Annotated in this window: 6 protein-coding genes; 1 reads left to right on the forward strand and 5 read right to left on the reverse strand. The window is 45.9% G+C overall.

The window, feature by feature from the left end:
* Positions 1-141 precede the first annotated feature (141 nt).
* Entirely contained in the window at positions 142-1,227 is a 1,086-nt protein-coding gene (locus FAM09_RS21930; RefSeq protein ID WP_136579288.1) for a T9SS type A sorting domain-containing protein, read from the forward strand.
* Here the strand turns inward: FAM09_RS21930 and FAM09_RS21935 are convergent.
* From FAM09_RS21935 to FAM09_RS21955, 5 genes are all read right to left on the reverse strand, one after another.
* Positions 1,224-4,061, reverse strand: coding sequence for a TonB-dependent receptor domain-containing protein (locus FAM09_RS21935; RefSeq protein ID WP_136579289.1), 2,838 nt, complete (start codon positions 4,059-4,061; stop codon positions 1,224-1,226). The two genes, FAM09_RS21930 and FAM09_RS21935, sit on opposite strands and share 4 nt — an antisense overlap.
* Before the next feature lie 189 nt (positions 4,062-4,250).
* Positions 4,251-7,928, reverse strand: coding sequence for a DUF4450 domain-containing protein (locus tag FAM09_RS21940; protein ID WP_136579290.1), 3,678 nt, complete (start codon positions 7,926-7,928; stop codon positions 4,251-4,253).
* A gap of 135 nt (positions 7,929-8,063) precedes the next feature.
* Positions 8,064-10,199: a hypothetical protein gene (locus tag FAM09_RS21945; protein WP_136579291.1), complete on the reverse strand. Its 2,136-nt coding sequence runs from the start codon at positions 10,197-10,199 to the stop codon at positions 8,064-8,066.
* An 83-nt stretch (positions 10,200-10,282) separates the two neighbouring features.
* Entirely contained in the window at positions 10,283-10,714 is a 432-nt protein-coding gene (locus FAM09_RS21950) for a nuclear transport factor 2 family protein (protein WP_136579292.1), read from the reverse strand.
* A gap of 103 nt (positions 10,715-10,817) precedes the next feature.
* Positions 10,818-13,709 (reverse strand): glycosyl hydrolase, encoded by a 2,892-nt coding sequence (locus FAM09_RS21955; RefSeq protein ID WP_136579293.1) that lies wholly within the window; start codon positions 13,707-13,709, stop codon positions 10,818-10,820.
* Positions 13,710-13,966 lie beyond the last annotated feature (257 nt).

Consider the following 13,966-nt stretch of genomic DNA (forward strand, 5'->3'; position numbering starts at 1 on the left):
CATACTTACATTATAGCATAACGGCTGTTAACAACCGTTTTTCATATTACTATATTATCCAATTCGGAGTTTTGCTATTTGACAATTGAATGTATAGCTTTAATTTGCCTGCCATCACTCACCTTATAATTATCCGTTCCTATGAAATATATCTCAGGTTTGTTTAACCTTCTGATAACAGCATTTGCCTGCAGCAGCGTGGTGGCACAATGTACCGGCAATTGTCCATCAGGCGCTATCGCCACATTGCCAACCGGAGCAGCTACATTAACAGCCGGATCTACTTATTGCATTTCTACCACAACTAATTTAAGCGCCAACACCTATACCATCGATGGAACGCTGGTTATACAAGGTGGTACCATTACGCTGGGCAACGTTACACTTAATAAAACCGGAGTTATCCTGGTAAAATTCGGCGCCAAACTCATTATCACCGGCATACTTACCGGTAACAGCACGGCGCCTGTTTCTTCCATCGATAACCTGGTGATCTGTAATGGCGGATTTATAGATATAACCGGCTCCTTCTCACAGGGACAAATAAATATAGCTATAAATGATTTTGGAGTGATGAAGGTTACCGGCGCCTGGACAGCCGGTTCTACGGGCAGTAATGTAAAATTGGGAAATGGATCGTTGATTGAATTATGTTCTTCCTTCAACCTGAACAAAAATGGTTTCTTTACCGAAACCAGCACCGGCATTTCTTACCTGGTGGTGCATGCGCCCATGATACAGAGTGTTGTCAATGGGTTTTTGTCTTCTTTACAAAACGCATCCAAAATAAGATGGACGTCTGACGTACCGGCCGCGTTTGTTTCGCATCCTGCCGCTTTCACCTGTAATGCCTGCGGTAATTATAACCTTGCTCCTACCGGCACTACATCAGCCTGCGGCTCTGCAGCCAACGCCCAAAACTCCATTGTGTTATCGGTAACTCCCAACCAACCTGTTGCAGGTTCAACCGATATTACCAATACCAACGAAGTAATCGCATTTCCTAACCCAAGTAAAAAATATATTTTCCTGCGATTACCCAAAAAGCATAGGTATACGGATATGTTGATATTTAACCAAACCGGGCAACCGGTGCATCATACAACCATAAAAGCAGGCACCGCCCCAACGCGGTATGAGCTGCCCGCACACCTGCTGCCAGGCCTGTATTATATACAGCTCAGCGGCGGATCGGTATCATTGACAATACGAATGGTGAAAGATTAATATCTTCTGCCACCCCGTTCCCTGCTATCCCGGCCGGGGAACATGCCCTTGCCAAAATTCCTGAAGTTGTACAGGAAGCTAACGAAGAAGTACCGTTGCAGTACCTGGGTGTAGGTATCTTCAATGTAGTTGTCGCCCACTGAACGGGTGATGCTTTTATTCTGGTTCAATAAGTCGATACCGCTTATGCGCAATTCGCCATTTTGCTTTTTAAACAACAAACAGGAAATGTATGCATTCCACAAAGGAATCGGCTGGTTGAAACCTTGCGCCCGGCCGGTATTGATGTAATAATCAAAATCATTATTGATCATTATCTTTTTGAACATCGTATAGGTTACATCCAGTGAATAATGATGATCAAAATAAGTATAGTTCAGCGTTTTCTGCACACTGTACTTTGCATCGTTATAATTAAAGTTGGCATTCGCCTGCAGGTCAAGCTTGTCCTGGATGAAGTAATTGAATGAGATCCGTTGTCCAAAGCTTTTGGTATAATTGTAATTAATGGCGTTGTACAGCTTGCTTACATCGCGGTTGAACCGTACGGAAGAGGTAAGGTTCAGGTTTACCGGGCTGCGACGGCCGGTAGTTACTTTCTTCAACGGAATGCCAATGGTTCCTGAAAAAGTAAAACCTTGAGCGCCATTCAGGTTCTCCGGTTTTGTTAAAAGCACCGCCGTGTCGAGTTGGCTGATGCTGTTCACAATCTTATTGCTCACAATATTGGCGCCGCCATTCAAATTGAAGTATAAAAAATTACTAAGATTGAAAGAATTGTACGAAACGTTGATATTATGGGTAAACTCCTGTTTCAGTTCGGGATTACCGGTACGAACGTTCAGCGGATTGCTTACATCCGCTACATCCTGTAACTGGCTGATGCCCGGGGCACGGGTACTTCCGCGATAATTAAATCGCAGGTTCTTTCTGGGAGCCGGGTTATAATTGAACGAAGCGTTCGGGAAGAAATTGGTATACGTTTGCCGCATCGTACTGTCTTTACCGGTAGTAGCCCGGTTGCTCAGGTTTGCCAGTGAAGCAAAATTCACCGCGCCGCCAAACTGGTAATCATACTTTTGCCTTTTCACCCTGAAATTGGTGCCCAGCCGGTTGGCTGTAAACAGGTTTTCAAAATAATTAGTAAGGGGCTTATTAATACTATCGTATTCCTGTGTAACAGAATTAAAATCGAAGGTGTTCCGGTCGCTGTTACTGCGGTTAATGGTATACGCATAGTTCAGTTCCCAAACCATTGACGAATCGATCATTTCCGTAACCGACGAACTGATGGTATTATTAAATGACCGGGTATACTGGTCGTTCCGTTGCCGGCGGTTATCTATCCGGCTTGGCGCTGTACTATCTGCATTATAAAAATAATAAGGCGACGTGTTCAACCCATTGCCATCACTGCCATTCAACGCTGTGGTCCAGCCAATGGTAAACGTACGGCCGGGTTTGCGGAACCGGTGACGGAACAGGAAGTCGTTGTTAAAGGTTTTTCCCTCGCGACTATTGGAGCGGTGGCTCTCTCCCTCAATGGCTTTATAATTCACTTTGAGGTTGGCAGCCTGCGTAACCAACGATTCGTCACTGGAAGAACCGGCTTGTTGCAGGTTAAAAGTTGGGGTTATCAGCAATGAGTTCATGCTGTCGATGGCATATTCCAGCCTGAAACCAAACCGGTGATTGGTATTGGTATTACCGCTATTTGAAACGGAAGTGGTATATGCTGCCGAGTCGTTGGCAAAAACACTTTGACGAAAACTTTGACTGTAATTACTGGTAGTTGTTTGCGATACAAAATAGCTGCCACTGAAATCGATCTTGGCACCCCATTCATCACGGTAATTAATTCCTGTGCTCCACGATTTTGTATTGCCATTATCGGTAGCGCGGCCACCACCGCCGCCGCCGCCACGGCCTCCACCCCCACCACCACGACCTCCGCGCACATTACCCATACCCCCCATAGCACTTACCAGGTCGTTATTGGTAAACCCTAATTTGTTTATGTTATTGGCGCCGCCCAATACAGAGATCTGCCGGCTATTGTCGAACGCGTTCAGCGATGCGCTGGCTTCGTACCGGTCGCTGGTACCAACGGAAGCGCTTGTACGCCCGAATACGCCCTTCTTACGATCTTTTTTCAACTTGATATTGATGGTGCGTTTGCGGCTGCCATCATCTATCTTAGTGAACTTCGCCTGGTCGCTCATATCATCAAATACCTGTACACTTTCTACCATGTCCGACGACAGGTTCTTTGTTGCCAGCTTCGGATCGTTGAGGAAGAATTCCTTTCCATCAACATATACTTTAGTGATCTCTTCACCTTGTGCAGCAATGTTTCCTTCTTTATCTACTTCAACGCCGGGTAATTTCTTAAGCAGGTCTTCTACCGTGGCGTTGGGTTTTGTTTTAAATGAACTGGCCCTGAATTCAATGGTATCTTTCTTAACAATTATTGGCGGCGCCTGCACCACAACACTTGTCATCATGGAAGTATCAGGCTGCAGGAAAATAGTATCGAGGTCTATAACGAATTGCGATTGGGTAATATTCAGGTCCTTTGTAAATGGACGGTAGCCTGTATACGTAACCCCCAATTTAAAGTTCCCCTTGCCCAGGTTTTTTATTTCGAACAAACCTGCTTTGTCGACCACAGCAAAACCCACGGCAGCAGAATCAACCGGGTTAATGATGGTGATGGTAGCATCAGGTAATGGAAACCGGTTCATGGCATCCATTACCTTGCCGCTTATTTTATTTTGAGCGCTAACAAACTGGGCTGTAAACAATAAAAGGATAAAAAGCGTAACTATCCGCATGCAATCTTTTCTTTTTGGTTAACTCCCCGTGACTCATAATAGACGACAGCACACCCAAAAAATTGTACTGAAAAACCTTGTTTTCATGATATTGGAATTATTTATCATGAAAAACATCCATAGGGCGCTGCGGATTCAAGACGGGGAAGAATTACAAAAAGTGGCATGACATTAAAATAAAATTAGAATTTAGCGGGTGAGCGTAACACTCATTAATCCGATGACCACATCATTGGCGAAAGTATGGAGACTCACAGACTCAAGTTCTTTATTGTGGTGGAGCGGCATATCGAGTATAGTAGCGGCGCCGCCATCAACGGCCATGTTGCTAAAGCCTTTTATGGAAGTATATTCTATTGACGATGCATATACTTTTCCTGTTTTAAGCTGCACTCTTAGCGGCCTCGGCGCATCGGTTGTAAAACCAACCCCATCTATAAAATAGTCCTGTTCAATTGGCCACCAGTTTTGCGGATTTATTAATGCCAATGTATCAATAGAGCCATCCTTGTAATGCACCCGCAGTTCACCGTTAACGAGCCTGGTTTGCATGGGATTGGTAGAACCTGCTAACAGATAATACGCATGTTTGGCATGACCCGATAAAAGTACTACTGCTGAATCAGGATAATTATCCCATTTTGATGTGAATATAATATTCTTCGCCAGCGTATCGGCCGGAGTTGCCAGCGGTATATGTTGGGGTAACACGAATTCATTATTGATCGCTGCTTTGCGCAAGCCGGCATCATCGATCACCGGTTGTACCAGCGGATAACACCAGTTACCAATGCCCTGTACCGGTAATTGTAGTGTAGTAGATGGTGAACGCGGCGACAAATACGTCTGTTTAAAAATATTCGTCACCTTATCATTAAAGTATTTGGAAAGATCTATATTTTCAAACTTACTATTAGCATTGGCGCGCAGATGCCAGTTCATCATCATCGTGTCTGTAAACTGTCCTTCACCCCATTCAACCCGTATGCGGTTACTACCCGGCACAAGGTATGATGCAGGAACACTGATTTCATTAGAGATTGAATTAGCCGGTAATTGTATTGTTTGCTGATGCGCCTGTTCACCGGAATTAACGATGAGCCTCGCAGTAACAGCAGCGCCATTATTTTTTATGTTGAACCGGATCTGCTGATCATTCATTTCACCGGCCGGAATAATTTCAACCGGTTGCTTTACTTCAAAACTTAGCGGGAACCACCAAACCATTTCGCCCTGCCGTAACTGGATGAATGCCGTTTTATGACCAGCCGTACCTTGAATGGTTGCCTGCAACTGGTTGCTGGTAAGCATGATCTGATGCAACACCTGCTGCGGATCGTAAATAGATTGAATAAAACCCAATGGGCTAACCGCTGTTAATTGTGTGCCCATGGCAAAGACACTATCATATTTCATTGGCAGAATGGCTGAGCCGGCCCATTTAATGAGGATAGTATATTGTTTTGCTTTGCCTGCTGCAATTTCAATCACCGGTTCACCAACCGCATCCTGCAGTCCATGCCAGCTAACCGGTTGCCCGTTTACCATTATCGATTCAATGGCATCTTTCCATACCCTTACCTGTAAACGCAGGTTCATTGACCGGGGAAAGGCAGGCTTCAGGATATATTGATCCGTTGTAGCAGTACGTTTAAAATCAAAAGCGATATCAGGCGTTTGCAGGCTTGCCATGTTCCAGGCAGCAGGCCAGCCTGGTTTTATAGTAAGCGTATCTTTCAATGCATCGGGTAAAATGCCAAACAATCCTTCTGTTAAAGAACGACCCGCCATACCAATAGGATCGGCAAAATCGCGGTACAGTTCTCCCCGTATGGCATCATAAAAAGAAAGTTGCTGAAATCCGCCCGGGCTCGATGACAGGTACATACTTTCTACCAGGGCGCTTTTCCATAACCGGTAGGCGTCCTCAATCCGGTTGCCTTGCCAGTAGGCCAGCGCCGTATGCAGGTTTTCGGCCAGCACTACATTATTTAACGACCAGGCATAGGGTTGCCAGTTGGTGGTGGTAAGCAGGTAATGACTGCTATCACGCAATCCTTTTGCCTGAACGCGAATATGAGGAATATGTTTATCTACATAACGTAACGCCTGGTATGCTTTAAACCCATCGTGCAATTTTTCATCAATGGCGTGATAGATCGTCCATAAGCCGGCAGCCTTATGCAACAATTTTTCACCCAGCGCATCTTTATATTCAGCATACCAACCCAGTTCAGGCATCCACAAATGGTTATTCACGGCATCAAAGATCTTTGTGGCTTCATTGTGATAAGGCGTAGGATCGGCCCCCACAATGGGCGCCAATTGCGCAGCAACGGCATTGGCGCGATAATTATACGCCGATGAATGCGTAACGCCACCGCCACTGTATTGCAAGGCATCGCTGGCCCAAATGCAACAATAAGCATCGTACAACCCATCATTGTCTGCATCAAAATTTCTTTTCTCCCAGGCCAAATGCCGTTGTATGGTTGGCCACTGTTCTTTTATATAAGCCGAATCACCGGTATAATAAAAATGCGTTAACAACTGATCGATGAACACGAGGTTCATATCGTAATGGTGGGGACGCAGATCGCCATTGGGATTACGGCAGATATAACCACTGCTGAACATGGACGTTCCCATTTTTTCCAACCCGCGTGCCAGGTGCAATGCCGTATCCAATACCACGGGGCCCGTTTCGGGTGTGGTAACCTGTGATAAAGCATAACTGCTGAAATGCGTTCGGGCCCGGTCGTGCCAGCCTAGGGCATCAGCGACATAAGCGCCGCGCCAGGCGGGCAGCCGCATGCGCCAGGCAACCGCGCCATGCATATAAGTGGGCGATTCCCAGATGCCATCGGCCGCAACACTTAATGCGCCGCCTAATGTATTGATCCAGGGATCGGGTGTTACCACCCTGATGCGGCTCGCCAGTTTTTTACGGGCCGCTTCTGCTGCATTGAATGATAGTGCAATATTGTTGTATGCAATTGCTACTGTATCGGCAGGTTGCAGTAAAAAGTATTGAACGCCATTTACGACATTCATTTTACCGGCAATGGCCGGCGTTTCTGTCGCATTGCTTTGATATAACGAGAGGGGATTACTCTGCTGTGCCGCATCTGTTAACCGAATGACAGAAGCAGGCGGCACAATGGCCGAGATATGTTTTTGCTCATTAAACTGTAACCGAAAACTGTTTTTAACAATGGTATATTCATTGCCTTTGCAGTAACCGGGTTGCAGGTAGAACGATGATTCAGGATCGGCGCCGATATCGCCATCGCGGGAAAACTTTTTACCCGTTGCCCCTCCGAATACCCAGCACAACGCCGCTTTGGTAGTTACATTTACAAATTGAGCCTTAACGACCATGCCTTCGGCATCGGCCAATGCGAGTACTGTAATGTGCATGGCGCCATTTCCCAACAACGGATCTTTTACTTCGTACAGCATAGAACCCGCCCGGTAAGTGGCTTTCACTGATTTCGCCTCCGTTAACCATTTACTATTATTGCCTGCGATCAATCCGAACCTAAAATTACCACCCATGCCTGGCAGGTATAAAGCAAACTCAGGCAGGTCGCCGGCTTCAATCCGAAACCCGGTATTGGTACCATACAAAGCGCGGTTAAAACGCATTCTTCCATTTACGGTAACGAAGTCTGTTCCCTGGGCCTGGTAGTGTACACTGCGTTCTCTGGAGGCGATGAATTGCGTAGCGCCGGCAGGAGATTGTTTATTGCCGGTAGCTGGTTGCCTGGCAGCAACAGTCTGTTGCCCATGGTTTACATGTAACTGGGCCCTGGCAGAAATGATGATTGAAAGAAACGCTATAAAGTATAAAGCCTTATGGATCATCTTGAGAGTGGTGCATCAATTCATATTAGAGACAATAGCCATAAGCTGCAAGCTGCATGCTGTTAGGAAGAAAAAGGCATTCTTCATTTCTCATTTCCCCCTTTTCTTCTATTTGCACATTTGCTGATTTTCACATTAGAACATTGGCTTTAGCCCCTCCCACTTCACTTTCCAGCTTCCGTCACGGGGAAAACCGGGATTGGGAGTGGTATTGTGATCATAACCGGCACACATCATGGCAATGGCGCTCAATAAACCACCGTTGCCGGGTAAGTAAATGGTAAGCCGGTCATCCTGAAAATTATGGCCATTCACCAGATACCGGTTTGTTTGTACCGGCATGAACAAAGCATCGATCGCTTTATCGGGCATTTGCAGCCGGGTAGCCGTCATGGCCATTAATGGAAAATCCCACCCCCAGGTAGTTTCCCATTTCCATACTTTTAAAATAAGGTTGTAAGTGTTTTTCATTACTGCGGTATCGAGCCGGTTGCACGCAGGTAATGAACTATAGGCGCCCAGCACAGCCGGGTGATCTGTTATGTATCTTTCATTCGTATAACAATCGGGGGTGCTTTCTGTAGCGAGGTATACGCCATTGGCTTGCGGCCAGGGCGACAGTTTGTTGATGATGGTATCCCATTTTTTCTCCCGCGGCAATCCCAGGCGTTCACGCCATTGTTGCGCCACCGTTAATGCCCATTGCCAGTAGGCCAGCTCGTAGGTTGGATTGAATGTTGTGACCGCATCAAAACATTCCTGCGCCGGTATTAAGCCTTTGCCGAGGTTAAATCGCTTATGAACGGAATCATAGGTTGGAAAAGAAGCCATAAAAGCAGCCGTACCAAATACAAGGTCTTTATACTTTTCCAATACCTTTTTATCTTTTTTGGCGCGATAGCTCAACTCAGCCATATAGATCAAATGCGGTTGTTGCCAAATGAGAAATGCACCTACAGAAGAGGGCGCTTCCCTGCCATCGTGATCAGTCATTTTTTGCCAGCGCAATCCATCAAATCCCTGTCGTTGTGCAAGGTCACGGGCGCCATTGGCAACGGTGAAATACCAGTCAAGACTTTTTTCCATTAACGCAGTCCTTCCCCATAAAGCAAAGTGTACGGCATGCCACCAATGCATTTCCAAATGTGGTTTACCAAACCAACTGTTGAACGTTAAACCCGTTTCCTGTGGTGGGTATGCTGAAGCGCATTGCACTTTGGTAAGGTATTGCGATAACACAATCCTTCTTTCCAGTTCTTTGGCGCGTTCATTGGTACTGGCGGAAAGATCGATGGCGCCACCGCTTTTCCAGAACCTGATCCACTGGGTACTGCTATTTGCTTTTGCTTCAGCAAACGAAGGAACAACAGAATGTCTTATTACTGGTGTATAATAAAATGAAGCTTCAAAAGTGTTGCCGGTAGTTAAAGGTTGCACCTTGCAATCGTGCGACCGGCGCATTTGAATATTAACAGGTTGGTTAAACCCATATTGTACAAAGTAAGTAGTATTATCCAGGGTGCGTTGAATGACGCCACTTAAGACTGTTCGCTTGTGCAGAATGGATGTATGCCTGCTGCTGTCGCCTTCAAACATACCTACATCTTTGAACTCGCCATTGGGATACGGAAAATGCAGCCGTATCGCCAGTCTTTTTTTGGCAAGTAATGCGGATTTGATCTGTACGGATATGCCATCCCGTTCCTGGTGCGCATAAGTTATTACGGTTACTGGTTCACCTTCTACAGTAAACCGGCTTTGTAAAGCGCCGGTCCACATATCCAGTTGCTGATCGATGTGCTTAATATCGTCGATAGTGGCAAGCGTGCCATTCTTTTTGGTGATCTCCAATCCAATGTGGCTAAGTTGTAACCGGTGTGGGTTCTGGCGGAAATAGTCAACGGCTTTCCGGTTGCGTTCGGGTTCTTTCACCTGCACGGAATAAGTGATCTTCTTTCCTTCCAGCTCATATTCTTTTAACGTTTCCTCGCGCTGGTAGTTTTGTGTATTGGGAAAGCTGTGCCATCCCCACTCTGATTGTGTTCCCAACGGAACGCCTTTTTGATAGAAGGCCGGAAAGCTTTGCAGGCCGGTTACATCTGCCGTAAATGCAAATTGTCCATTGCCAACGGTCAATGATGCCAGCGGATCTGCGTTGCTGATGTGGATGGTGTGCCTGCGAACAACTGCCTCCCGGTTAATGGCCGTTGCCTGTGCCATGCTTTTACTTACAGAAATACTTCCGGCTATTAACCAGATCCATTTTTTCATACTTATCGTTAATTGAAAAATGCAAACTGCATCCGCAAGCAAAAAAGGCAACGAGGCAATTCTTCATTCCTCATTTTTCATTTCTATGGTACTTTCACCGCCTGCCTTGCCAGCAACTTCCACTGCCCTTTTTGCTTTTGCCAAACCAGTAAGATATTCAGCTTTACACTGCCGGGGTTTCCGTTATCATTGGTAGTGGCGGCTAATTGATGACGTACAATAGCGGCATCGCCGGCTACGGCTATGGTTTGATTGGTGAGATCGATCGTTACAAAATCAGATTTACCGGTAACAATATTGTCAACAAAGGATGCTTTGTCTTCTACCCTGCCGCTGCTATGCCCATAACTCAACTGGTTGGCAGTAAGATTTTGTAACCCGGTTTTATCGCCATCGATCATGGCTTTACGCAACGATTCAACGGCTGCACTTACTGCAGATTCATCTTTACTTTGTGCCTGGGCTGATTGCATAATTCCTGTTAATACAATAAGGTAAATAAATCGCTTGATCATATTGTACATTTTTTATATGATTTTATGGCTTACTGGTAATGGCTCATAAAATTCGAATTTACCTTTTACCATCGAACCATCCAACAATCGAGCCATCGAACCATCACTTTAATGGCGCAATCGTTACCGGTCCTAACAGGCCTGAAGTTTCATATTCCCATTTGGCTGCTGTGAAAACCCCATCGGCGCCCCGGTTCTCCGCAAGCCGCGAGGGGAAGTTTACATTATAGAATTTCTTCCAGGCAACACCCTGCTTTTCCAGGTCAAGGATGCGGTTGGTCATGCCGTTGGTTACATTTATGTACAGTTCATTATCGGCTTTCAACAAACTGGCGGGTATGGTTACCCGGTAAACCGGCCCCAGCAGCGTACCAAGGTTTTTACCATTGAGCACTACTTCTGCGCTCCAGGCAACTTTACCGAGGTCAAGTACATAAGCAGGTGCAGTACCGGCGGGTTTGGGAAATTCAATGCTGTACTGCGCTGTGCCTGAAAATTCTTTCACCATCGGTTCCGGCACATCGGTCCAGGAACCCAACCTGGTAAGGGTTGTTGTTTTAGGCAGATCAGGCCCGCCGATCATGAAGCGCAGGGTCCATTTACCTTTTATTTCACTGGCAGTACCGGCCGGGGTATAATACCGGTAAGCATTGCCTTTTAATATAGTATTGGAAGTTTGCAATACACAGCTTTCACCTGGTTGCAGTTGTACGAATACTTCTGTAACACCATTCACGATCCTGGTGCGCGCAATACCGCTTTGCTCCTGCATGGGATCAAACAAAATGGCGCTGGCCGCTTTTCTGTTGAGCGGCACCCATTTAGATACAGCAGTAGTGGAAGCATTGCTGATAAAATAATAATGGCCGCCGCTTATATTCCGGCGAATGCATTGCAATCCTAACCCGTACATGGGTTCGGCATTTACACTGGCTGCTGTTAACAGGGCACTGAGATCCTCTCCTTTTATAAAGGCGCCTTTGCCTACTGTTGCTTTTTGCAACGCACCTTCTGATACGAATTTCAATGTTGCTGTTATATCGGTAAAATGTTTCTGCCGGGTTTCCAACTGACCAAAGCCGGGCACGCCGCCTGGCATGTTTTTATAAACAATGATCTTTGCGCCATACTTTGCCAACGTTACCAGTTTCTCCAATGTTGCCAGTGGCAGGTATTTCGTATTGGCCAGTACAATGGTGCGGTAGTTGCCGCCGGGCGTATGCAATAAGGAACCGATCGCAGTTACTTTTTCCAATTGCTTATCGGAAATAAAATCAAAGGCATAGCCTTTTTGCAACATGTCTTCCGCCACTTTGTTAAAGTCGGTTTGCTCAAATCCTTTCATGCCATCGTAATGGTGCAACAGGTCGCGGCCGGGTTCTGAATTATGATCGCTGAAAGGAAAATATAACAGGATATCGTTATCGGGCTTACCGCTTTGCAGGAACGACTGGCAGCGGGTTACATAATTATTCAATGTGCCGAAATCTTTCCAGAATGGATGTATGGGTTGAAAATGCACGGCCGCATAGAACAGCCATCCGGGCCAGGGATCATTCATTGGTGAATAGCTGGTTCCATGGTACACGATGTGATTTACACCGCCGATGAAATATTTGTCGATCACATTCTTTACATCACCCAGGTTCGATTTAAAATGTTCATTCAACCAGGTAGCCGCTTCCGCAGAGGCCAGCTGTTTATTTAAGATGTGTGCAGCAGATGCAGCGAATTTGAACCGCAGCAATTCGGTGCCTTCGGTTTCAGGGATATCAACAACGCCATAACAGTCAAGTATATTTGCCGGCGAACCGTGCGACTGGTTCCTTACAATTTTTCCTTTTGCCTGCGCCCAGTTGTGCCAGGGAACCGTAAATTTTTCCAGTAGCAGATCGGCCATGGTTTGCCGGTAATCGAACAACACGCGCAAACTGGTTTCATCGCGTTGCTTTGCCAGCAGTTGAGGTAAATATAATTTCAGATCATATCCACGGCGGCGTTTGAACTCATCAAAAAAGCCGGGCGTATAATTACTTTGCCCACGCGCGTCATCTACTTCATAAGAGTCATTAAAGAAACCGCGTAAATGGCTCAGGTCATTACCAACAAAAGCCGTGTCGAAACGACTGAGGTATTTTTTAATAGCAGCTTCAGAAAAATGGTCGATGGCATTGCCTTCAGCGCCCGGTGCGGCGCGTTCAACCATTTTACCATGCCAGCCCATGAACAGCGCGTATACCGTCCAGTTACCAGCGGGGGCAGTCCAGGTTAATTTGCCACTTCTATCTACTTTACTGGTCAGGTCAATAGTTTGGTTGTTGTCGCCATACGCCATGATCACCTGTAAAGGCAGGTTCTTTTTATATTTCAACTGATCTATTGCTAATGCCTGCAGGTTTTTATTAGCATAAACCGGTTCTACCAGTTTATCTGCATCTTTTATCTGCTGCGCTTCTTTCAGGATCGCTGGTGCAGTTGATGTATTGGGAAATGTGTTTTTCAGATCTGCCAGGGTGTTTCCAATGGCATTCAGGTAAGGTTGTTGTTCAAATGCTATTGGTTCTTTGATGGTTTCCCCTGCTTTTACGGCCCAGGTTTTATATACAAAATCTTTACATGCATCTGCATCGCCGATCAGCGGCCCTCCACCAAATGGCCAGCCGCTTCCGGTAGCCATATCTATTTGCATGTTCAACCGTTTGGCTTCATTCAGCGTATGGGTGAGCAATTGCATCCATTGGGGCGATAAATAATCTACAAACTTATTTTCATAACCAGCTACACCATAAATAGGTGTTATTTCCAAACCGCCCAAACCAACTTCGGCATATTGCTGCATATTGGCAGTAAGGTTCTTAGGGTCCACAGCGCTACCCAACCACCACCAGCGGGTCCAGGGCTTGGTTACGGGTGTTACTGCCGGCCATTTGATCTGCGCCTGTCCATGGATCAATACGGATAATAAAGAGGTAGTATAAATTATCTTTTTTATCATCTGTTCTGGTTGTTATATTAGGATGCTTTCAGCCAAGGCGCAATCTACAATCAAAACCGTTAATGGTCAAGGGGGTAAGGGAGAAATAGCTGCAAGCTACACGCTGCACGCTGCAAGCCAAAAGCAAGTGCCAGGGACTGTTTTTCATTAGCAAAATCAGCACATTACAGCCTTTAATTTGCATATTTTCGAATGAATGGTCAATGGAAGCCGAATTTTGAGGTTTCTGTATATTTGGAAACTTCCCTATTCGCAAG

The organism is Niastella caeni (assembly GCF_004834005.1).
Lineage (GTDB): Bacteria > Bacteroidota > Bacteroidia > Chitinophagales > Chitinophagaceae > Niastella > Niastella caeni.